The organism is Janibacter limosus NBRC 16128, assembly GCF_001570985.1.
GTDB lineage: Bacteria > Actinomycetota > Actinomycetes > Actinomycetales > Dermatophilaceae > Janibacter > Janibacter limosus.
Map to the genome: position 1 here is coordinate 1 of NZ_BCSS01000010.1, position 21,842 is coordinate 21,842.

The window sequence follows — 21,842 nt, forward strand, 5'->3', positions numbered from 1 at the left end:
GAGCCGATCCCCTTCGCCGGGGTCGTCGACGAGGTCGGGCAGGCGCTCGCCGAGCGGGCTCGCGACCTCACCGTCCGGATCCTGCAGCGCGGCAACGAGATCGCCACTGAGCGCGGGATCATCCTCGCGGACACCAAGGTCGAGTTCGGCCTGCATGGCCTGACCCTGGCCGAAGGGGAGGACGAGCGGGCCGCCATCCGCGACCGTGGGGCCGACTGCGAGATCGTCCTCGCGGACGAGGTCCTCACGCCGGACTCCTCACGTTTTTGGCCGGCCGAGTCCTGGGAGCCGGGACGCCAGCAGCCCAGCTATGACAAGCAGTACGTCCGCGACTGGTTGACGTCACCGGCCTCCGGCTGGGACAAGAGCTCGGGCGAGGCGCCCCCTTCGCTGCCTGAGGACGTCGTCGCGCAGACCCGCGCGAAGTACATCGAGGCCTACGAGCGGCTGACGGGCCAGTCCTTCTCCCCAGCACCCCGCGCCTGAGGCACGCCCGGACGACTCGGTGCAGAGGGTCGGGCGGGGGGTGGCCGATACACTCGCGAGTCGAGGACACCAGCACCCAGCGAAGGCGTAGTCATAAACATGAGTTCCACCCGCCGGTCCATTGATCCGCTGCTTCCGCCCCTGAAGAGGGGCCTGAAGAAGGTGCTGCGGCCTGCAGCGGGACGGGCCATGCCCACCATCGCCCGGCTGGCCGACGTGCGTGAGGCCGACGTCTCGGTGCCCGACCCCAAGCCCTTCGTCAGCGGGTACCGCGCCCTCGAGCGCGAGTTCCCCGAGGCGGACTCGCCGGGCAACGGCACGGGCGACGTGCCGCCGACCAAGGCGGCCGTCAAGCTCAAGGTCGAGGCCGCGCGCAAGGCGCGCTCCCGCACCGTCAACGCCGACCGGGTGGCGCGCGGCGTCTCCCTCGAGGTCTCCGCGCTGGACGAGGTCCGTGCGCTGGTCAAGCAGGGCGAGCGGGACAAGGCCGTCGCCTTCGGTCACGCCCTTCACGAGCAGGCAGCGACCCGCGGTCTGGGCTGCGCGGTCCTCGGGGTGGCCCTGCTCAACAGCTCGGGTCCGGTCAAGGCCTGGTCGGTCATGTCGGAGATCGCCGGCACGCCCGCCTCGCAGTCCGTGGCCAACGAGCTCTACGCTGCGGCCTTCGGTGCCCTCGGTGACGACGCCGCCCCGATCCTCGACGCGGACATCGAGTCCGGCCGGTACCGCTCCTGGAGTGGCCTGGCGCTGCTGCGCGTCGCCCAGAAGGCGCTCGTTCGTGGGCTGCACGACCAGTCCCGCCTGCTGATCACGACCGCCCAGGAGCTGCCCGACGCCGCGACGAGCACGAGCGTGCGCAAGGAGCTCGCCCGCCTCGCGACCTGGCTCCCGGAGGGCTCCAAGCGAGCCGAGATCCCGCAGGTGCCCGGCGCCATCAACTACGGGGTCATCGGCTACGACCAGCCCGATGTCGTCTCGCGCAACATCGGTGACTACATCCAGACGGTCGCCTCCATGGGCCACATCGTGCGCCAGCAGAACTTCCGCTTCGTGGGCAACGAGGACATCGTCGAGTTCGCCGGCGAGCTGCGGTCCACGACCAAGACCGAGCGTCTCGTCGACGGCCCGTCCGCCACGCTCAACCTCTTCGAGCTCAACCGTGACGGCAACCCCTTCCAGGCGATCCCCGAGCAGACCTACGCGGTGACCTTCGGCTGGTTCATGCACCACATGTTCGGTCAGGGCTTCGCCATCCCCTTCCACGACAACGTGCGGCCGATCATCCTGTCGGTCTACGTCCGCTTCCCGGAGATGCTGACGCCCGAGGTCGTCGACTACCTGCGCAAGTACGCCCCGATCGGCTGCCGGGACTGGCAGAGCGTCGCCCTGCTGCGCGCCGTGGGCGTCCCCGCCTTCTTCTCCGGCTGCATGACGACCACCGTCGACACGGTCTTCCGCCGTGACGGCGAGGACACGCGAGACGCCACCATCTACGTCGACTCCCCGCAGACCGGCCCGGGGGTCTCACGCACCCAGGTCCAGACCGGGATCCGGGACCTCTCCTTCGTCGAGAACCTGCGGCTCGCCCGCGACTGGGTCTCCCACTACCACCTCGAGTACGACAAGGTCATCACCTCCCGCCTGCACTGCAACCTTCCGTCGCGCTCGGTCGGCTCCAAGGTCACCTTCCTGCCCAAGAACCGGTCCGACACCCGCTTCGGTGGCCTGATCGACACCACCGACGAGGACTTCGAGCGGATCCGTCAGGGGATCCTCGACAAGGTCGCGGTCGTGCTGCAGACGATCGCCTCCGGTGCCAGTGAGGACGAGGTCTATGCGACCTGGCGCGAGGTCACCGCCCCGGCGATGGCCGAGGCTGACGAGTTCCTCGGGTCCAAGCACCTGCGCGTGCTCGAGACCGCTGAGGTCGACTCCCTCGTCGCCGCGTCGGGCCTCGGCGCCGCAGCCACGGACGGTGACGCCATCGACGTCGTCGTCGACGTCCGGCGGGGTGAGCTGAAGCACCTGCCGCGACTCCTCCGGTCGATCGACGCCCACACCTCGGCGCCCGTGCGGGTCTGGGCGGTCGACGCCCACTCGAGCAGCGCCGAGCAGGAAAAGCTCCTCGCCGAGGACCTGCCCCTCACGGTGCGCTGGCTGCGCCCCGACGAGGCCACGCTCCGCGAGCTGGGCGGCGCCACGCCGGCCACCCGGCACGAGCTGACCCTCGCCCTTGCGTCGGCCGCGCTGCCGCAGGCGCAGCGGGTGGTCTTCCTTCCCGCGGCAGCGCTCGTGCGGCAGGACCTGGCCACGCTGGCCGACGTGACGCCCGCGGACGGCACCTTCGTGGCGGCGGCTGCCGAGCGTCACCGGGGTCGCCAGAACGGCTTGGAGCTCATCCACCGCGTCTCCAGCCGTCAGGGCGACGACAACCACAAGGCCCTCGACTTCCTCATCGCCGCGCACCGCGAGCACTCCGGGCAGTGGGAGACCTTCGACACCAATGTCATGGTCGTCGACCTCGAGGCCGCTCGCCGTGACAACCTCACCGGCCACATCCTGCCGCTGGTCACGGACTACGGCATGACCTTCCGTGAGGCGGTCAACCTCCACGTCGGGCAGCACCACACGGTCCTCGACGCCGAGTGGAACCACGCCCCCGGCTACGAGGTCCAGGAGGACCCGGCCCTCGTGAGCTGGCGCGACACCACCAAGCCGTGGTCCGGCTCGGTGACCCCCTTCGCCGGGGAGTGGCAGGCGAGCTGACCCCGTCGGCCCGATCGGCCGGCCGCTGATCCTTCGGTCCGCACCTCACTCGGGGCAGACTGCGGTCATGTCGACGACGACCGAGATGGACACCGCCCGCGCCAACGGACTGGGAGAGGTGCTGCGCCGCAGCGCTGCCCGCTTCCACGACAAGACCGCGATCATCGACGGGGAGACCCGCTGGAGCTTCCGTGAGCTCGACGCGATCGTCTCGTCGGTGGCGGCCGGTCTGGCCGACCACGGCGTGGCGAAGGGGGACCGGGTCGCCCTGCTCAGCCGCAACAGCGCCGACTTCGCCGCGATCGCCTGGGGCGCGGCGCGTCTGGGCGCGATCCTCGTCCCGATCAATTTCATGCTCACCGCCGACGAGGTCGGCTGGATCCTCGGCGACGCCGAGCCGGTCGCCTTCATCGCCCAGCCCGAGTTCGTCGCGACCGTCGAGTCCGGGATCGAGAGCAGTGGGCAGGAGGTGACCACGCGGATCGTCTCCGGGGGAGAGGCCGCGGGGTGGACCCCCTTCGCCGATCTGGTGGGGACCGACGCCTCGGGCTGGACGCCGCCGCTCGTCGCGGACGACGACCCGATCCGCCTCATGTACACCTCGGGCACCGAGTCACGGCCCAAGGGAGCGCTGCTCACCTCCCGTGCCCTGCAGGCCGAGTACCTGAGCGCGATCATCGACGGCGGGATGACCGGTGACGACATCGACCTGCACACCCTGCCGCTCTACCACTGCGCGCAGCTGGACTGCTTCCTCGGACCGGACATCATGCTGGGCGCGACGAGCATCATCCTGCCCGCGCCGGAGCCGGGCGCGGTGCTGCGGGCGATCGCCGAGCACGGGATCACCAAGTACTTCGCGCCGCCGACCGTGTGGATCGGGCTGCTGCGCCACGCGGACTTCGACTCCACCGATCTGTCCTCGCTGCGCAAGGGCTACTACGGCGCCGCCGCGATGCCGGTCGAGGTGCTCAAGGAGATCCTGCAGCGGCTGCCGGAGCTCAGCCTGTGGAACTTCTACGGCCAGACCGAGCTCGCTCCCGTCGCGACGATCCTGCCGCCGCACGAGCAGCTGAGCCACGCCGGCTCGGCCGGCCGGCCGGTGCTCAATGTCGAGACTCGGCTCGTCGACGACGACGGCAACGAGGTGCCGATGGGTGAGGTCGGCGAGGTCGTGCACCGCAGCCCGCAGATCGCAGCCGGCTACTGGCGCAACGAGGACAAGACCGCGGAGGCCTTCGCCGGCGGTTGGTTCCACTCCGGTGACCTGGCCGTCGCGGACGATGACGGTCGGATCACGATCGTCGACCGCAAGAAGGACATGATCAAGACCGGTGGTGAGAATGTCGCCTCCCGCGAGGTCGAGGAGGCGATCTACACCCACCCCGACGTGGCCGAGGTCGCCGTCTTCGCGCTGGCCGACCCCAAGTGGATCGAGGCCGTCACCGCGACGGTCGTGGCCAAGGAGGGGTCCGCCCTGACCGCCGAGTCAGTCCAGGAGCACTGCGCCGGCCTGCTCGCCCCCTACAAGCGGCCCAAGCGGATCGAGATCCTCACCGAGCTGCCCAAGAACCCGAGCGGCAAGATCCTCAAGCGCGAGCTGCGGGAGCGCTTCAGCTGATGGTGCGCCGCTCGGGCTAGTCCTCCTCACGCGAAGGGTGGTTGCGCGCGATCTCCCGGTCGGTGAGCACGATGTGCACCGCGAGCGCGACGGCCGCCAGCACGGCGACGGTGAAGAAGACCATCGCGATCGCCGGGAAACCGAGGATGCGCGCGTCGGTCTCGACGCGCATCATCATCGCCGCTCCGATGATCGTCGCCGCGATGATCAGGCCGAGGGTCAGCCGGTTGGCGACCCGCTGGAGCACGAGGTGCAGCCGCTGCTCGTCGATGGCGTCGACCCGCACCCGCATCTCGCCGCGGGCGAGGGTGTCCAGGATCCGGTTGGCCCGCTTGGGCAGCTGCGCGGTGAACTCCTTGGTCTCGATGGCTGCCGTGAGCAGCCCTCCGGGCGAGACCTTGAGCGACGAGGCGAAGATGTCGGACACGTTGTCCCGGATCGCGTCCGCGGGGGAGAAGTCCGGGTCGAGGTGGATGGTCGTCTGGTCGAGGTTGAGCAGCGCCTTGCCGATCATCGCCATCTCCGCCGGTGGTCGCAGGCCGTGGACCCCCGAGAGGCGCGACAGCTCGACGAGCAGTCGGCCGGCCTGCAGGTCGGAGCCGCTGGCCACCGCCTCGCTCACGAGGTGCGCCACGTCGTCGCGGAAGGCCGCGGCGTCGTGGTCCTCGAGAGGGTGGCCCATGTCCGCCAGGACTGCTGCGGCCTCCTCGCCCTCACCATCGTTGATCGCGAGCAGGAGCTTGGTGACGTGCGTCTGCACCCGCTGGGGCACCGTCGCGACCATCCCGAGGTCCAGCAGGGCCAGGCGCCCGTCGTCGGTGACGAGCAGGTTGCCCGGGTGCGGGTCGGCGTGGAGGACCCCGTCGTCGAGGATCATCCGCAGATAGCAGTGGAAGAGCTGCTCCACGAGCGGGCGGGCGTCGAGGTCGATGAGCGCCAGGGGCCCGAGGTCGGTGACCTTGCGGCCCTCGATGTGCTCCATCGTCAGCACCCGGGTCGTCGTCAGCTGCATCACCGGCTCCGGCACGACGAGCCGGTCGTGCTCGGCGGTCAGCTCGATGAAGCGCAGCAGGTTGCGCGCCTCGCGGCGGTAGTCGAGCTCGTCGACGAGCGATCGGCGGAACTGGCGCAGCAGCTGGTTGAGACCGTAGGAGCGACCGATGCTGGTGTGCTTGTCCGCCAGGCCGGTGACGGTGTCCAGGGCGTCCATGTCGCCACGGACCGTCTCGCGCACGTCGGGACGCTGCACCTTGACGACGACGTCCCTCCCGGAGCGGGTCGTCGCCTGGTGGACCTGGCCGAGCGAGGCCGCCGCGAGCGGCTCCTCGTCGAAGAACGCGAAGAGGTCCTTGATCCGCGCCCCGAGCTCCTCCTCGACGATCTCGCGGACCTGCTCGAAGGGGAAGGGCTTCACCGAGTCCTGCAGCCGGGTCAGGGCCTGGGTGTAGGCCGGCGGCAGCAGGTCGAAGCGCGTGGAGAGCAGCTGGCCGAGCTTGATGTACGTGGGCCCCATCGCCTCGAGGTCCGCGGCGAAGGCCTCCGCCCCCTTCGTCGCCCCGTCCGGCAGGTCCTCGTCGGCGCCGAGGTCGTCCTGCTGCGCTCCGGCGAGCAGGTCACCCCGGCCGTGACGCAGGAGGAGTCGCACGAGGTCGGAGTACCGGCTGCTGCTCATGGGTCCATCCTGCCCAACTAGACTCGCCGCGGACGCACCCCCTTCGCACCAGGAGATTCCCCGTGGGACGCATCGTCGTCGACGTCATGCTCAAGCCCGAGATCCTCGACCCCCAGGGTCAGGCCGTCCGCGGGGCACTGCCCCGGCTGGGCCTGGACCAGTTCACCGATGTGCGGCAGGGCAAGCGCTTCGTCCTCTCCGTCGACGGTGAGGTCACCGACGAGCACCTCGCCAAGGCCCGCGAGGCCGCCGAGACGCTCCTGTCCAACCCCGTCATCGAGGACGTCGTCAACGTCCACGAGCTGACGAGCGACGAGCCGGAGCAGGCGCCGATCACCGGGGCGGGCGCGTGAAGATCGGCGTCGTCACCTTCCCCGGCAGCCTCGACGACTCCGACGCCCGCCGCGCCGTGCGCATCGCCGGCGGCGAGGCCGTCGAGCTGTGGCACGGCGACGCCGACCTGCTCGGCGTCGACGCGGTCGTCATCCCCGGCGGCTTCTCCTACGGCGACTACCTGCGCGCCGGAGCCATCGCCCGTTTCGCCCCGGTCATGACCGAGGTCATCACGGCCGCGAAGGGCGGCATGCCGGTCCTCGGCATCTGCAACGGCTTCCAGATCCTCACCGAGTCGCACCTGCTGCCCGGGTCGATGATCCAGAACGACCACCGCAAGTTCCTTTGCCGTGACCAGGTCCTGCGGGTCGAGAACGCGAGCAGCGCCTGGACCAACGGCTTCGAGGTCGACCAGGAGATCAGCATCGTGCTGAAGAACCAGGACGGCCAGTTCGTCGCCGACGAGGCCACCCTCGACCGGCTCGAAGGGGAGGGACAGGTCGCCTTCCGCTATGTCGGGGACAACCCCAACGGCTCCTCCCGGGGGATCGCCGGCATCACCAACGAGCGCGGCAATGTCGTCGGGCTCATGCCGCACCCCGAGCACGCCGTCGAGGAGGGCTTCGGCCCGAGCCTGGACGGTCGCACCTTCTTCACGTCCGTCCTCCAGCAGGTGGTGTCCGCATGAGCGCCCTCGACACGGTCGACCAGGCCAGCCAGACCCCCGACGTCGAGCAGCCGTGGGCCGACCTCGGGCTCAAGCAGGACGAGTACGAGCGCATCGTCTCCATCCTCGAGCGTCGCCCCACGAGCGCCGAGCTGGCCATGTACTCGGTCATGTGGTCCGAGCACTGCAGCTACAAGTCCTCCAAGGTGCACCTGAAGCGCTTCGGTGACCTGCCCTCTGAGACGCCGCTGGGCAAGACCCTCGCCGGCATCGGCGAAAACGCGGGCGTCATCGACATCGGCCAGGGCTGGGCGGTGACCTTCAAGGTCGAGTCCCACAACCACCCGAGCTATGTCGAGCCCTACCAGGGCGCGGCCACCGGCATCGGCGGCATCGTCCGCGACATCATGGCGATGGGCGCCCGCCCGATTGCCGTCATGGACCCCCTGCGCTTCGGCGCCATCGACCACCCCGACACCACTCGGGTCCTGCCCGGCGTCGTCAAGGGCATCGGCGGCTACGGCAACTCCCTCGGCCTGCCCAACATCGGCGGCGAGATCGTCTTCGACGACTGCTACCAGGGCAACCCGCTCGTCAACGCCCTGTGCGTCGGCTCCCTTCGCCACGAGGACCTGCACCTGGCCAATGCCACGGGCGCGGGCAACAAGATCGTGCTCTTCGGCGCCAAGACCGGAGGCGACGGCATCGGTGGCGTCTCGATCCTTGCGTCCGAGACCTTCGACGAGGGCGGCCCCGCCAAGCGGCCCGCCGTCCAGGTCGGCGACCCCTTCGCGGAGAAGGTGCTCATCGAGTGCTGCCTCGACCTCTACGCCGCAGGCGTCGTCGAGGGCATCCAGGACCTCGGGGGCGCGGGCCTGTCCTGCGCCACCTCCGAGCTCGCCTCCGCCGGTGACGGCGGCATGAGCATCGAGCTCGACCGCGTCCCGCTGCGCGACTCCACGCTCTCCCCCGAGGAGATCCTGATGTCGGAGTCGCAGGAGCGGATGATGGCCGTCGTCGCGCCCGACAAGCTCGACGCCTTCCTCGAGATCACCGGCCGTTGGGATGTCGAGGCCGCCGTCCTCGGTGAGGTCACCGAGGGTGACCGTCTCGTCGTCACCTGGCACGGTCAGACCATCGTCGACGTGCCGCCGCGCTCCGTGGCCCACGACGGCCCGGTCTACGACCGTCCGATCGCCCGCCCGGAGTGGATCGACGCGGTGCAGGCGGACTCGAGCTCCTCCCTCCCCCGCCCCGCGGACCTGGGCGCCGACCTGCTGGCGCTGCTCGCCTCGCCCAACATCTGCGACAAGTCCTGGGTCACCGACCAGTACGACCGCTATGTCCTGGGCAACACCAAGCGCGCGATGCCGCACGACTCCGGTGTCGTGCGCGTCGACGAGGAGAGTGGCCTCGGCGTCGCGCTCTCGACCGACTGCAACGGCCGTTTCGGTCGGCTCGACCCCTACGCCGGTGCGCAGCTGGCGCTGGCCGAGTCCTACCGCAATGTCGCGACCACCGGCGCTCTGCCCCTGGCCGTCACCGACTGCCTCAACTTCGGTTCGCCCGAGGACCCGGCCGTCATGTGGCAGTTCCAGCAGGCCATCGGCGGGCTCTTCGATGCCTGCCTCGAGCTGGGCATCCCGGTGACCGGCGGCAATGTCTCCTTCTACAACCAGACCGGTGAGACGGCGATCCACCCGACGCCCGTCGTCGGCGTGCTCGGCGTCATCGACGATGTCGCGACGGTCGTGTCCTCCGGCTTCGAGACGAAGGGGGAGATCGTCCTCCTCCTCGGCGAGACCCGCGACGAGCTCGACGGCGGTGAGTGGGCGCACGCGCTGCACGGCCACCTCGGTGGACTGCCGCCCACGGTCGACCTCACCGCAGAGAAGGCGCTCGCCGACTTCTTCGTCGACGCGGTCCGTCGTGGCGTGCTGTCCAGCTCGCACGACCTGTCCGATGGCGGCCTGGCGGTCACGTTGGCGGAGTCGGCGATGACTGGCGGCATCGGGGCATCGCTCGACCTGTCGCCGGTCCTGGACCGCGATGGCGTTGACGCCTTCACCGCGCTGTACTCCGAGTCCGCCGCGCGCGCCCTGGTCACCGTGCGCTCCGAGGCCGACCTGGCCACCGTCGTCGGCATCGCCGAGGCCCACGGTGTCCCGATCGCCCGTCTCGGCAGCACCGACGGTGATCGGCTCAAGGTCAAGGACGTCTTCGAGCTGTCGATCGAGGAGATGCGCACGGCCCACACCGGGACGATGCAGCGGTACTTCGGCTGACATGGCTCCCGACTGGCTGGTCATCTTCGACTGCGACGGCGTGCTCGTCGACAGCGAGCGGCTCAACGTGCGGACCTGGACCGGGATGATGCGTGATGCCGGGGTCGACTTCACCGAGGCCGACGCGGTCGAGACCTTCGTCGGCAAGGCCTACAAGGACAACCGGGTCACCCTCGCCGAGCTCACCGGCGCCGTGCCCGATCCCGAGTGGGAGCGGGCCTGGCGGGCTGAGTTCCACCGCAGTCAGGATGAGCTCGAGCCGATCGCCGGTGCCGGCGAGGCCGTCGAGGCGGTCCGGGACCTCGGGCACGAGGTCTGCGTCGCCTCGGGCTCGCTCATGGCTGCCATCGGGAGCAAGCTCGCTCGCACGGGGCTGGAGCCGCTCTTCCCCGACGAGGCGCGCTTCAGCGCCGAGCAGGTCGAGCACGGCAAGCCGGCGCCCGATGTCTTCCTCCTCGCGGCCCGCGAGATGGGCTTCGACCCGCAGCGCTGCATCGTCGTTGAAGACAGCCGGGCCGGGATCGAGGCAGCAGTGGCGGCAGACATGCCGGTCGTGGGCTACCGCAGCGACATGACCCCGACGGGCTGGCTGGACGAGGCCAGCGCCGTCATCGACGACATGGCCGACCTGCCGTCGGTCATCGCGCGCCTGAGCGCTCACGCCTGACCGCTCGGTCAGCGCACGCGCCACTGACCGGGCTCGGGAGCCGCGGGCGAAGGGCGGGACTCGCCATCCGTGAGCGGCCGACCCGCGGTCGTCCGCTTGGCTAGGGCCGGGCCCGCCAGCACGCCTGAGGGGAAGGGCCAGCGCGCAACCTGCCTCCGGACCTCGTCGAGATCGAGTGGGCGATGGGCCGCGACGAGCACCGCATTGCCGTAACGCCGCCCCTTGAGTACGTCGCGCATCGCGATCAGGGCCACGCTCGCAGCGGGCCCGAAGGCTGCGCTCAACCCGGCGTGGACGTCAGAGAGGTGCCGCCAGCCCGGCTCGTCTGGGGAGTTCATGACGAGCACGCCGTCAGGGCGCAGTACGCGAGCGACATGACCGAAGAACTCGGTGGTCTGCAGATCGGCGGGGACCCTCCCTTCGTCGAAGGCGTCGACGACGACCGCATGCGCGGAGGCGTCCTTGAGGGCCTCGACACCGGGTCGGCCGAGCTGCGGGCGCACTCGGATGCGGTGGCCGCGGGGGAGTGGGAGCTCCTTGCGGACTGCGGCGGTCAGCACCTCGTCGGGCTCGAGGACGATCTGGGGCGAGCCGGGGCGGGTGGCCTGCACCCAGCGTGGCAGGGAGAGCCCCGCCCCACCGACGTGCGTCACGCCGATCGGATCGGGGCCGGGGAAGACTGTGTCGAGCACGGCCGCCATGTGCTGCACATACTCGAAGACGAGGTGGTCGGGATCGTCGATGTCGACGTGGCTCTGCGGGTGCCCATCGCGCATGACGGTCACGCCACCGTGCTCGTCGGGCACGAACTCCACCTCTGTCATGGCGACACCTTCACACACGCGCGCCCACCCTGAGCAGTCTGCTGGGCGCGTCGTGCTGGGTACTCGCCAGTACACAGCACGACACGCCCACCTGAATCGGGTTCAGGTGGGCGTGGGGGGTGTGCAGCGGCCCGGCAGCCTCAGTCGACGATGTCGGTCTCGATGACTGGGCCGTGCGGGGTGTCGGAACCCTGGTCATCACCGTCCTGGTCGCCACCGTCCTGGTCGTCGTCGCCCGAGCCCGGGCCGGCGACGACGCTCACGGGGAAGGAGGCCTCCGAGTCGCTGGGGGAGGCCACGAGGCGGATCGACGAGGCGCCCTCCGTCAGGCCGTCCGGAGCGGTGAAGGTGATGTCCGCGCTGCCCTTGCGGGTCGGCGTGCCGTCGATGGAGTCCGGGGTGACCGCGAAGGTACCGACCGAGGTGTCACCGACGAAGACCTCGACCTGCGTGTTGGTCGGCGACCCCAGCGACGTCAGATCGAGGTCAGAGGCGGTGAAGGAGACCTCGTCACCGGTCGTGATCTCGCTCGGGGCGTCGGTCACCGCGATGGCCTGCTTGCGGAAGTCCGGGCTGACCGAGTCGTGCCGCGAGAAGTAGTTGACGAAGGCGTCCGTGTCGATGAGCCCGGTGTCCGTCGCATTGGTGCCCTCGGCGAGGACAGCGAAGTTGTCGCCGCCGCCGATGAGGAAGGACCCGGAGGCCACCGTGTACGTGCCGTCCGCGTCGATGGGCGCGTCGTCGACGCTCACGGCGGTGACCCGCTCGCCCAGCGCCGCGTCGGGGTCGTAGGTGTAGGAGACGTTGTCGGACAGGCCGAGCTTGAGGAAGGGCCGCGAGCTGCCCTCCGGCTGCCACTGCTGCTCCAGCAGGGTGACGAACTGGGTGCCCGTGAGGTCGACCGTCATCATCGTGTTGGCGAAGGGGTTGATGGCAGCGGCCTCGGCATAGGTCACCTCGCCCGGCTCCTCGGAGCCCGTGGGCTCGTACAGCAGCTCGTCACGCAGCCCACCGGAGTTCATGATGCCGATGTCAGCGCCGCTGCGGCCGGGCTGGTTGAGGGCATCGAGCCAGATGTCGGCCGTCAGGTTGCCCAGGGTGGACTCGCGCAGCCGGTCGTCACGCTCGCCGTCCTTGTGCGCGGTCGTGATGTTGTCGGTGACCTCGCCGATGACCTGCTTGCCGAGCTCGTTGCCCTCGGCCACGGCGTCGTCGACGATGCCGGCAGCCGTCGTGTAGACCGGATTGGCCGCGCACTCGTCGGTGGCGTCCTCGACCGCGATGTTGGTGGCCGAGTACTCCACGACCTCACCCGTCGCGGGGTCGATACCCAGCTGGAGCTGGCCGAGGGTGTCGCCGTAGGAGTTGGACTGGATGATCGGGCGGGTGCCGTCACCGTCGGGCGCCGGGGCGTCCCAGGCGTAGCCCTTGTGGGTGTGGCCGGTGAAGATCGCGTCGACCTCGGCACCCGTGTCGTTGGCGATCGCAGCGAAGGCGCCTCCGGCCCGGACCTGGTCGTCGAAGGTGCTCAGGGAGTCACCCTCGGTCGCACCCTCGTGGTACTCGGCGACGACGACATCGGCCTCACCGTTGGTCGCATCGCCGTCCTTGAGCTGCGCGGCCACGCGGTTGACGGCCGCGACAGGGTCGCCGAAGTCGAGGCCGGCCACGCCGGTCGGGGTGACGAGCGACGGGGTCTGCTGCGTGATCGCGCCGACGACGCCGACCTTGATGCCGTCCACCTCGACGATCTCGTACTCCGACAGGGCCGGGTTGCTCGTGCCTCGCTCGTAGACATTGGCACCGAGCTGCTCGTAGTCGGCCGCCTGGTCGACCCGACCGGTCAGGTCGGAGAACCCGCGGTCGAACTCGTGGTTGCCGACCGCGCTGGCCTTGAGCCCGAGCGCGTTGAGGAAGGTGATCGTCGGCAGGTCCTCCTGCGACGCGGAGGTGAAGGGGGAGGCCCCGATGTTGTCGCCAGCGGACAGCAACGCGGTGGAGTCCTCGCCCAGTGCGGCCCTGGTCGTGACGACGGTGCACGCCAGGGCCTTGCCGGACGCGCCGGTCCCGTCCGTGTCGATCCGACCGTGGAAGTCGTTGATGTTGAGCAGGTTGACCGTGGTCAGCGCCGGGTCGATGCCACCCGGGTCGACGGGGTCGGCAGCGTGAGCGGCGCCGGCCGTGGCGACGAGTGCGGTGACCGCACCGGTGGCGACGAGCAGCGAGGCGCCCTTCTTCGCGAGGGACATGACGGGGTTCCTCCCAGAACACAGCAGTGACGTGCCCGACACGGGCATACCGAGATGACTCTGCCGTACTCAGGGGACGGATGTGGGCTGAGCGAGGTCACGGATGTGGCCATCAGGTGAACGGTCGCCGGTGGGAGGATGGGGCCGTGGCTGGACGACGTCGGATCCCCGTGGACGAAGGATGGGCTGCGCTGCGCGCCTGGGCCTCCGAGGAGGACCGGTCGAGCGTGCCCCGCCCGACCCTGGCGACCGCGGTCCGGCACACCATCGCCGAGCTCGCGGACGCGGCACCCGGGCGCAGCGTGGAGGTGCGGGTCCCTCCCTTCGCCGCAGCGCAGTGCGTGGAGGGCCCGATCCACACCCGCGGGACCCCACCCGCAGTCGTCGAGACCGACCCGCAGACCTGGCTGGAGCTGGCGGTCGGCGACCTCACGTGGGCCGACGGCGTGGCCGCCGGGCGGGTCCGGGTCAGCGGTCAGCGCACCGACCTGTCGGCTCACCTGCCCCTCACCGAAGGGAGCTGAGCAACTCCTCGGCGACCGCGAGGATCCGCACGGACTCGTCCAGGGGCATGACCGGGGACTCCGTCTCGCCGGCCGTGACCCGCAGCGCGACCTCGGTCGCCTCGTGGCGCAGGCCGCGGTGCTGCTCGATCGGGTCGCCGACCATCTCGTCGAGCACGACCCCGTCCTTGCCGACCAGCCGCATCGTCGTCGGCTGGTAGAACATCGTGTCCAGCTCCAGGCGGGCCCAGGTGCCGTTGATCGAGGCCGTCGTGGGAGACGAGACGGACATGTCCGTGGCCAGCGACCCGACCGCGCCGCTGGGTCCCTGCACGACGAAGGCCAGCCGGCGGTCCACCCCGCGGTCGGTGAGCGACCCCAGTCCCACCGCGGAGGAGATGCCACCGAGCGCCAGCGAGGCGAAGGACAAGGGGTAGATGCCCAGATCGAGCATCGCGCCCCCCGCCAGGTCCGGGCTGGCCAACCGCTCGGGCCCGTCCGGCCACAGCGGGATCGAGTGGTCGGCGAGCACGGTGCTCACCTCGCCGAGGATCCCCGAGTCGAGGACCTGGCGCAGGACGTCCATGTGCGGGAGGAACCGGGTCCACATCGCCTCCATGCAGAAGACACCGGCCGCCCGGGCCGCGGCGACGATCTGCGCGGCCGCGTCACCGGTCGGGGCCATCGCCTTCTCGACGAGGACGTGCTTGCCGGCCCTGATGGCGAGCAACGCGTGCTCGAGGTGCTCGCTGTGGGGGGTCGCGACGTAGACGACGTCGACCTGCGGGTCGGCGACGAGGCTCGCGTAGTCGCCGAGGGCACGGGCACCCGGGGCATGGTCGGCGACGAAGTCCTGCGCGCGGCGCAGGTCGCGCGAGCCGACGGCCACCACCTGCTGGCTCGTGTCCCGCAGGGAGAAGGCCATCTCGGAGGCGATCCACCCGGCGCCCAGCAGCCCCCAGCGCAGGGATGGAGCGCGTGCAGGGTCGGGCGTGCGGGCTGGGGGGAGCTTCATTCCCGGGACGTCGGCATGCGGGCGTTGGCTGCTCATCGCCCCAACCTACGATGGGGGAGTGAGTACCAAGCGTCCTCGGAGCAATCCCAAGCCCCTCGCCTTCGTCGCGACCGGGGCGATCATCGGCTTCATCGTCTTCGGTGTCATCTCGTGGATCGGGCCCAACCGCAACGAGGGCTTCGACATCACCTACGACCCCGGCGCGGCCCTCGGCTACATGAGCGTGCTCGGCCTGGCGGTCGGCGCGCTCGTCGGCGCCGTCGTCGTCGCGCTGCTCACCTACCGCAAGTAGGAGGGCTCCCGGCGCTGTGGGACACTTGTCCTCGTGCCACGCGGAGACGGAAATCTGTCCCATGACCTGCTGCCGGGCGAAAAGGGACCTCAAGACGCCTGCGGCGTCTTCGGCGTCTGGGCGCCCGGTGAGGATGTCGCCAAGCTGACCTACTACGGGCTGTACGCGCTGCAGCACCGTGGCCAGGAGTCGGCGGGCATCGCGACATCCAACGGTCGGCAGATCCTCGTCTACAAGGACATGGGGCTCGTCTCCCAGGTCTTCGACGAGCGGAGCCTGTCCACCCTGCGTGGGCACATCGCCGTCGGCCACTGCCGCTACTCCACGACCGGTGGGTCGACCTGGGAAAATGCGCAGCCGACCCTCGGCGGGCACGCGACCGGCACGGTGGCGCTCGCCCACAACGGCAACCTCGTCAACTCCGCCGAGCTGCGCGAGCTCGTCGAGAGCCACGGCGACGAGATCCCCGGTGACGACGGCAAGATCCGCCGGATCACCGATGGCGAGCTGCGCCGTGGCAACACCTCCGACACCGCCTTGGTCACCGCGCTCCTCGCGCATGACGAGGACACGTCGCTCGAGGACGCCGCGATGGACCTGCTGCCCAAGCTGCGGGGCGCCTTCTGCTTCGTCTTCATGGACGAAGAGACCCTCTACGCCGCGCGTGACCCCCAGGGCCTGCGCCCTCTGGTCATCGGCCGGCTCGAGCGTGGCTGGGTCGTGGCCTCCGAGACCGCGGCCCTGGACATCGTCGGCGCCTCCTTCGTGCGTGAGATCGAGCCCGGCGAGCTCGTCACGATCGACGAGGACGGTCTGCGGACCCAGCAGTTCGCGGAGCCGGCCCGCAAGGGCTGCGTCTTCGAGTACGTCTACCTCGCCCGGCCCGACACGACGATCAACGGCACCACGGTCCACGAGGCCCGCGTCGAGATGGGCCGCACCCTCGCCCGCGAGCACCCGGCCGAGGCCGACCTCGTCATCGCGACCCCGGAGTCCGGGACCCCCGCGGCGATCGGTTATGCGCAGGAGTCGGGCATCCCGTTCGGCCAGGGTCTGGTCAAGAATGCCTATGTCGGGCGCACCTTCATCCAGCCGAGCCAGACCATCCGCCAGCTCGGCATCCGGCTCAAGCTCAACCCCCTGCACCACGTGATCAAGGGCAAGCGCCTGATCATCGTCGACGACTCCATCGTGCGCGGCAACACCCAGCGGGCTGTCGTGCGCATGCTGCGCGAGGCCGGGGCGGCCGAGGTGCACGTGCGCATCTCCTCCCCGCCGATCAAGTGGCCCTGCTTCTTCGGCATCGACTTCGCCACCCGGGCGGAGCTCATCGCGACCGGACTCGGAGTCGACGAGATCTGCAACTCCCTGGGCGCGGACTCCCTCGGCTACATCAGCGAGGACGGCATGATCGCCGCGACCGACCAGTCCCGTGACGAGCTGTGCACCGCATGCTTCTCCGGTGTCTACCCGATGGAGCTGCCGAGCGAGGACCGCCTCGGCAAGTCCCTGCTCGAGCTCGAGTTCACCCCGACCGAAGAGGCGGTACGCCGACCGTGACCCAGCAGACCCCGATCACCTACGCCGACGCCGGAGTCGATGTCGAGGCCGGCGACAAGGCCGTCGACCTGATGAAGGAGTCGGTCCGCCGCGCGACGCGTCCCGAGGTTCTCGGTGGCCTCGGTGGCTTCGCCGGGATGTTTGACGCCTCCGCGCTGCAGGGCATGCGTCACCCGGTCCTCGCGACCTCCACGGACGGGGTCGGGACCAAGGTCGCCATCGCCCAGGCCCTCGACCGCCACGACACCATTGGTCAGGACCTCGTCGGCATGGTCGTCGACGACATCGTCGTCTGCGGAGCCGAGCCGCTCTTCATGACCGACTACATCGCGACGGGCAAGGTCGTGCCCGAGCGGATCGCGGCCATCGTCGCCGGCATCGCCAAGGGCTGCGAGCTCGCCGGTGTGGCGCTCGTCGGCGGCGAGACCGCGGAGCACCCCGGCCTGCTCGACCCTGACGAGTACGACGTCGCGGGCGCGGCCACCGGCGTCGTCGAGCGCGACGACGTCCTGGGCCCCGACCGGGTCGCCGCGGGCGATGTCGTCCTCGCCCTGGCCTCCTCGGGCCTGCACTCCAACGGGTACTCCCTCGTGCGCCGGGTCATCGCCTCGGCGGGCTGGGAGCTCGACCGGCAGGTCGCCGAGCTCGGCCGCACCCTCGGCGAGGAGCTCCTCGAGCCGACCCGCATCTACACCAAGGCGCTGCTCGACCTCGTGCGCGCCGATGACGTCGACGTGCACGCGCTCAGCCACGTCACGGGTGGCGGGCTGGCCGCCAACCTCGCCCGGGTGCTGCCGGAGGGCACACTGGCTCGGGTCGACCGCGCCACGTGGACGCCGCCGCCGATCTTTTCCCTGATCGGCACGCTCGGCGCCGTGCCTCGCGCGGACCTGGAGCGCACGCTCAACATGGGCATCGGCTTCGTCGCCGCCCTGCCGCAGGAGTCCGTCGACGCCGCGATCGCGCGCTCCAAGGCGGCGGGCATCGACGCGTGGGTCCTCGGTGAGGTCTCTGATGCCGCGACGACCAGCCCGCAGGCGGGCATCGAGGTCGTCCAGGGGGCGAAGGGAGTGCACGGCGGGGCCGTGCAGGTCGTCGGGGAGCACGCCTGAGACCCCTCACCCGGGTCCTCGTGGCCGATGCCGCCGAGCGGCGTCGCCAGGCGCTCGTCGCGGTCCTGGCCGCCGAGCCGGACCTGGAGGTCACCACACCAGCGGCCACGCTCACCGAGGTCACGTCGACCCCGGGGGTCGACGTGGTGGTGCTGGTGGGTGGTCTCGACGCCGGTGACGGTCCGATGGACGTGCTGCGGGACCCGCAGCGGATCGACGGTGCCGCTTGGATCGTGCTCGCCGACGACGTGGACTCCACCGACGAGATCATCGCCGCAGGCGCCCACGGGTGCGTGGTCGACTCGAGCACGCCGGTGCAGATCGGCGCAGCGATCCGGGCGGCGGCTCGTGGTGATGTCGCCGAGCCGGACCAGCCCGTGACCGGGCCCCTTGTCCAGCGGGTACGACGTGCGACCTCACCGCTGACGGCTCGTGAGGTGGAGGTGCTGCGACTCGTGGAAGCCGGTCTGCGCAACCAGGAGATCGCAGAGCGTCTCTACCTCAGCCAGTCAGCGGTGAAGTCACACCTGTCCCACACGTACGGACGCCTCGGCGTGCGGCGCCGCGAGGCTGCCGCCGCCGAGGCCCGTCGTCAAGGATTGATCTGAGAGGCAGTCACCGCTGTGGCGGCGACCAGTCGTCGTAGTCGTCCGAGTCCGCGTCGCGTGCGTCATCGTGCGTCGCACGTGCCGCCGGCTTGGTGGACTGACCGTGAAGTTCCGACTCAAGCGCCCGCAGATCGGTGTCCGGCGAGTAGTACTTGAGCTCGCGGGCAACCTTGGTCTGCTTTGCTTTCGCTCGGCCGCGCCCCATGGCGTGACCCCCTCATACGCTAGTGCGGGTCGGCGCTGATCCTCCGCCGCTCCCGAGGGAATGGCAGAACTACCAGAGCGGACCCGGATCTGTGTGGTTTCTCGTGATGCCAACGGTACATGAGCGGCACCACTTCCGCGCCATCGGTCCACGGGGCGGGCTGTCCGCCGCACGATCCGGCCCGGGCAGTGCTGCACAGGCCTCCGCCGTGGTCACGGGTGGGCGGCGTCCGCCGCCGTCCCGCTCGGCGTGACGATCTCGCCGAGCGTCCGCCGCAGCTCCGGCGGCAGCGCGTCCATGACGCCGCTGAGCACGATCTGCGAGGGAGCGAGGCGCTCCAGGGACTCGCGCACGACGTCCGGCAGGCGGCCGGTCGTGGTGAGCAGCACGGGCGACCCGTGGTGCCCCGAGGCCGCGGCCGCGGTGAGCAGCTCGAGGACCGACGGGCCGCAGACGATCGCCCGGCCGCCGGGCGGCACCTCGTCCCACAGCCCCGCCACGACGGCCATCGGGCCCTCGTCGGAGAAGAACTCGACGTCGGCTCCCGTGGCCTGCGCCAAGGGCGCGACGACCTGGGCGGGCCAGTCCTCCTCGTAGCCGACGAAGACCAGGCGACGCGGGCCGACGGAGGACAGCGCGGCGCAGAGCTCGTCGGGCACCTCGCTCGTGTCGCACACGACCACGGCCCGGCCGCTGGCCGCTGCCTCGAGCGAGATCGCCGGCGCGAGCCCGGTGTTGGTGGCGGTGGTGAGGTAGACCGTCGAGGTGTCCGCAGGGGGGAAGGTCTCGAGGAGGCGGGCCGCGGTGCGCGCGAGATCGTCCTCGACCAGCCGCTCGACCGCTCCGACGGCGATCTTGGCGATGGTGCCGTGGGTCTCGGCGGCGATCTCGTCGGAGTCGCCGACGACGACGACCCGCTCGGGAGCCAGCCGCACCAGCTCGTCACGCGTGGCGGCCGGCAGCGCCCCCGGGCGCACCCACAGCAGCGGCCAGCCGATGCGAGCCGCGATCGGGGCGACCATGCGCCCGGTCGCGACCCCTTGGGCGCTCACGACGAGGCACCCGGCGACCCCGGGCTCCCAGGCGTCGCGGGTGATCTCCCGGGCGACGTCGGTGCGGTTCCTACCCGTCCATCGGACGGTGCCGGGCACCTCCTCCTCGCGGGGGGCGGTCTCCTTGGCGCCGCGCGACTTGGCCTTGGGCAGGGTGGCCTCGTAGGCGGGCAGAACCTCCTCGGTGGGACCGTCCATGATGAGCTGGCCGTGGTCCATCCACAGCACCCGGTCGCAGATGTCGCGGATGTTGGAGTTGGAGTGGGAGACGAGGAAGACGGTGCCGGCGGCCTCGCGGATCGACTTGATGCGCTCGGCGCTCTTCTTGCGGAAGGCCGCGTCACCGGTGGCCAGCGCCTCGTCGATCATCAGCACGTCGGGGGTCGCCGCCGTCGAGATCGCGAAGCGCAGGCGCGCGCCCATGCCGGAGGAGTAGGTGCTCATCGGCAGGTGGACGGCGTCACCGATCCCGGAGAACTCGACGATGTCGTCGAACTTGGCGTCGATCTCGGCCTTGCTGAGCCCGAGCGCCTGGGCACCGATGTAGATGTTGCGGGCACCGCTGAGCTTGCGGATGAGCACGGCGTTGACGCCCAGCAGCGAGGGTTCGCCGGAGACCCACAGGGAGCCGGCGGACGGGGGGATGAGCCCGGCGACCGCCCGCAGCAGCGTCGACTTGCCGGACCCGTTGTGGCCGATGATGCCGATGGACTCGCCGTGGTCGGCGACGAAGCTGACGTCCTTGACCGCTTGGATCTCGCGGGTCCGTTCGCCCTTGCTGCCGCGCAGCACCTGTCGCAGGGAGCGCTGCTCGCCGCGGTTGCCGGCCTTGCCGCGGCGCTCTCCGCCGAGGACCCGGTAGGTGACGCTCACGTGGTTGACGACGACGGTCGGCGTGCCGTGCCGCGGGTCGGCCTCGCCGGTGGGTGCGGGGTCAGCCACGGCCGTACCTCGTCTCCGCCTGCCAGAAGACGACCAGACCCACGACGGCGAGCCCGACGGCCCAGCCGGTCATGATGAGCCAGTCGGAGAGCACCACGGGCTCGCTGTTGAGCAGCGACTGCCGCACGACGGTGAGCATGAGGGCGAAGGGCTGCAACGTCAGGACCGCCTGGACGAGCTGAGGGGCCGACTCCACGTAGTGGGCCACGGGGAAGAACACGCCCGAGACGTACCGCAGCAGGCGGATGACGACCGGGATGAGGTTGGCCATGTCCTCGGAGGCGTTGACCAGCCGCGCCGCGATGAAGGCCAGGCCGAGCAGGGCGACGGCCTGGAGGATGACCGCGACCGGGAAGAGCAGCCACTCCCAGTCGGGTCGCTCGCCGGTGGCGAGCATGAGCACGAAGAGGAGCGCGAAGGCCGGCACGGAGGCGAGGAACTCGGTGAGGGTCACCGACATCGGCAGAATGGCCCGGGGGAAGTGCAACGAGCGCACGAGGCCGATCCGGCCGGTGATCGCTCGGGCTCCCCGGGTGACGACCGCCGACGTGAAGCCGAACATCACGACGCCGATGCTGAGGAAGCCGATGAAGTTGTCGATGCCGCCCCGGGTGCTCAGCAGCAGACCGAAGATCAGGTAGTAGCTCCCGATGAGGATCGCCGGGTTGAGCACTGCCCAGAGCTGACCGAGGTGGTTGGCCTCGTTCTTGGCGTAGGACTCGGCCGAGGACAGGGTCCACAGGAAGGGGCGGCGGCGCCACAGGTCGGCCACGTACTGCGGCAGCGGCGGTCGCTCGTTGAGCGATCGCAGGCCATGGCGGCGCGCCAGCGCCCGGGCCTCGTCGGTGGACAGCTCAGCGGGAACGGGGTGGCGCCCGGTTGCCTGAGTCACAGGCTCCGAACCTTGACGGCGACGTCAGCCACAGTGGATCCCTTGTCATTGGTCGTCCCCCGCGTCCACGGGGCGGTCGGGGGGTGCCCCG

19 protein-coding genes are annotated in these 21,842 nt (G+C 70.5%); 12 read left to right on the forward strand and 7 right to left on the reverse strand.

The genetic code is table 11. The features are described 5' to 3' along the window. The 3 genes from JLI01S_RS05215 to JLI01S_RS05225 all read left to right on the forward strand — a co-directional run. The coding region (locus JLI01S_RS05215; RefSeq protein ID WP_281177450.1) for a phosphoribosylaminoimidazolesuccinocarboxamide synthase at positions 1–486 on the forward strand (486 nt) is incomplete at its 5' end. Positions 487–675: 189 nt separating this feature from the next. Further along, positions 676–3,252 carry a glycosyltransferase gene (locus tag JLI01S_RS05220; RefSeq protein WP_068261098.1) on the forward strand — a complete coding sequence of 859 codons (2,577 nt, stop codon included), beginning with the start codon at positions 676–678 and terminating at the stop codon, positions 3,250–3,252. 67 nt (positions 3,253–3,319) lie between these two features. Next, positions 3,320–4,873: a fatty acyl-CoA synthetase gene (locus tag JLI01S_RS05225; protein ID WP_068261101.1), complete on the forward strand. Its 1,554-nt coding sequence runs from the start codon at positions 3,320–3,322 to the stop codon at positions 4,871–4,873. Positions 4,874–4,889: 16 nt separating this feature from the next. Here the strand turns inward: JLI01S_RS05225 and JLI01S_RS05230 are convergent, their stop codons facing one another. Beyond that, on the reverse strand, positions 4,890–6,545 hold the full coding sequence (locus tag JLI01S_RS05230) for an ABC1 kinase family protein (RefSeq protein ID WP_068261105.1): 1,656 nt from the start codon (positions 6,543–6,545) through the stop codon (positions 4,890–4,892). A 62-nt stretch (positions 6,546–6,607) separates the two neighbouring features. Here JLI01S_RS05230 and purS point away from each other — a divergent pair, with 62 nt between their 5' ends. Genes purS through JLI01S_RS05250 form a run of 4 tightly spaced genes read left to right on the forward strand, consistent with a single transcriptional unit; the run spans position 6,608 to position 10,497 of the window. After that, positions 6,608–6,898: a phosphoribosylformylglycinamidine synthase subunit PurS gene (gene purS / locus JLI01S_RS05235; protein WP_055998215.1), complete on the forward strand. Its 291-nt coding sequence runs from the start codon at positions 6,608–6,610 to the stop codon at positions 6,896–6,898. Beyond that, positions 6,895–7,566 carry a phosphoribosylformylglycinamidine synthase subunit PurQ gene (gene purQ, locus JLI01S_RS05240; RefSeq protein WP_068261108.1) on the forward strand — a complete coding sequence of 224 codons (672 nt, stop codon included), beginning with the start codon at positions 6,895–6,897 and terminating at the stop codon, positions 7,564–7,566. The genes purS and purQ overlap by 4 nt, the downstream gene beginning before the upstream one ends. After that, a complete protein-coding gene (gene purL, locus JLI01S_RS05245; protein ID WP_068261110.1) occupies positions 7,563–9,830 on the forward strand; it encodes a phosphoribosylformylglycinamidine synthase subunit PurL in 2,268 nt (755 codons plus the stop codon). Before purQ ends, purL begins: the two co-directional genes overlap by 4 nt. Before the next feature lies 1 nt (position 9,831). Beyond that, complete coding sequence (locus tag JLI01S_RS05250; protein WP_068261113.1) at positions 9,832–10,497, forward strand: HAD family hydrolase; 666 nt, start codon at positions 9,832–9,834, stop codon at positions 10,495–10,497. Between the two features lie 8 nt (positions 10,498–10,505). Here JLI01S_RS05250 and JLI01S_RS05255 read toward each other — a convergent pair whose 3' ends face one another. Together JLI01S_RS05255 and JLI01S_RS05260 are read right to left on the reverse strand one after the other, a co-directional pair. After that, positions 10,506–11,321: a spermidine synthase gene (locus JLI01S_RS05255; RefSeq protein ID WP_068261116.1), complete on the reverse strand. Its 816-nt coding sequence runs from the start codon at positions 11,319–11,321 to the stop codon at positions 10,506–10,508. Between the two features lie 140 nt (positions 11,322–11,461). Continuing rightward, complete coding sequence (locus tag JLI01S_RS05260) at positions 11,462–13,570, reverse strand: bifunctional metallophosphatase/5'-nucleotidase (protein WP_068261118.1); 2,109 nt, start codon at positions 13,568–13,570, stop codon at positions 11,462–11,464. A gap of 146 nt (positions 13,571–13,716) precedes the next feature. Between JLI01S_RS05260 and JLI01S_RS05265 the strand changes: the two genes are divergently transcribed. After that, the gene (locus JLI01S_RS05265) at positions 13,717–14,094 is read left to right on the forward strand and encodes a sterol carrier family protein (protein ID WP_068261325.1); all 378 of its coding nucleotides are present in this window, start codon (positions 13,717–13,719) and stop codon (positions 14,092–14,094) included. On the opposite strand, the gene JLI01S_RS05270 is transcribed toward JLI01S_RS05265, so the two are convergent. Further along, positions 14,078–15,124, reverse strand: coding sequence for a Gfo/Idh/MocA family protein (locus JLI01S_RS05270; RefSeq protein ID WP_245634534.1), 1,047 nt, complete (start codon positions 15,122–15,124; stop codon positions 14,078–14,080). The two genes, JLI01S_RS05265 and JLI01S_RS05270, sit on opposite strands and share 17 nt — an antisense overlap. 22 nt (positions 15,125–15,146) lie before the next feature. Here JLI01S_RS05270 and JLI01S_RS05275 point away from each other — a divergent pair, with 22 nt between their 5' ends. From JLI01S_RS05275 to JLI01S_RS05290, 4 genes are read left to right on the forward strand one after another with little or no spacing between them, the layout of a single operon-like run. After that, positions 15,147–15,380, forward strand: coding sequence for a hypothetical protein (locus JLI01S_RS05275; protein ID WP_068261122.1), 234 nt, complete (start codon positions 15,147–15,149; stop codon positions 15,378–15,380). Positions 15,381–15,413: 33 nt separating this feature from the next. Continuing rightward, entirely contained in the window at positions 15,414–16,940 is a 1,527-nt protein-coding gene (gene purF / locus JLI01S_RS05280) for an amidophosphoribosyltransferase (RefSeq protein WP_068261123.1), read from the forward strand. Next, positions 16,937–18,052 carry a phosphoribosylformylglycinamidine cyclo-ligase gene (gene purM / locus JLI01S_RS05285; protein ID WP_068261126.1) on the forward strand — a complete coding sequence of 372 codons (1,116 nt, stop codon included), beginning with the start codon at positions 16,937–16,939 and terminating at the stop codon, positions 18,050–18,052. The genes purF and purM overlap by 4 nt, the downstream gene beginning before the upstream one ends. Positions 18,053–18,072: 20 nt before the next feature. Continuing rightward, entirely contained in the window at positions 18,073–18,660 is a 588-nt protein-coding gene (locus JLI01S_RS05290; protein WP_068261132.1) for a helix-turn-helix transcriptional regulator, read from the forward strand. Between the two features lie 7 nt (positions 18,661–18,667). Here the strand turns inward: JLI01S_RS05290 and JLI01S_RS05295 are convergent, their stop codons facing one another. The 3 genes from JLI01S_RS05295 to JLI01S_RS05305 form a co-directional block, all read right to left on the reverse strand. Then, on the reverse strand, positions 18,668–18,865 hold the full coding sequence (locus tag JLI01S_RS05295; protein WP_068261135.1) for a DUF3073 domain-containing protein: 198 nt from the start codon (positions 18,863–18,865) through the stop codon (positions 18,668–18,670). A gap of 212 nt (positions 18,866–19,077) precedes the next feature. After that, a complete protein-coding gene (locus tag JLI01S_RS17700) occupies positions 19,078–20,859 on the reverse strand; it encodes an ATP-binding cassette domain-containing protein (protein WP_157074836.1) in 1,782 nt (593 codons plus the stop codon). After that, positions 20,852–21,751 carry an ABC transporter permease gene (locus tag JLI01S_RS05305; protein WP_068261139.1) on the reverse strand — a complete coding sequence of 300 codons (900 nt, stop codon included), beginning with the start codon at positions 21,749–21,751 and terminating at the stop codon, positions 20,852–20,854. Before JLI01S_RS05305 ends, JLI01S_RS17700 begins: the two co-directional genes overlap by 8 nt. Positions 21,752–21,842 lie beyond the last annotated feature (91 nt).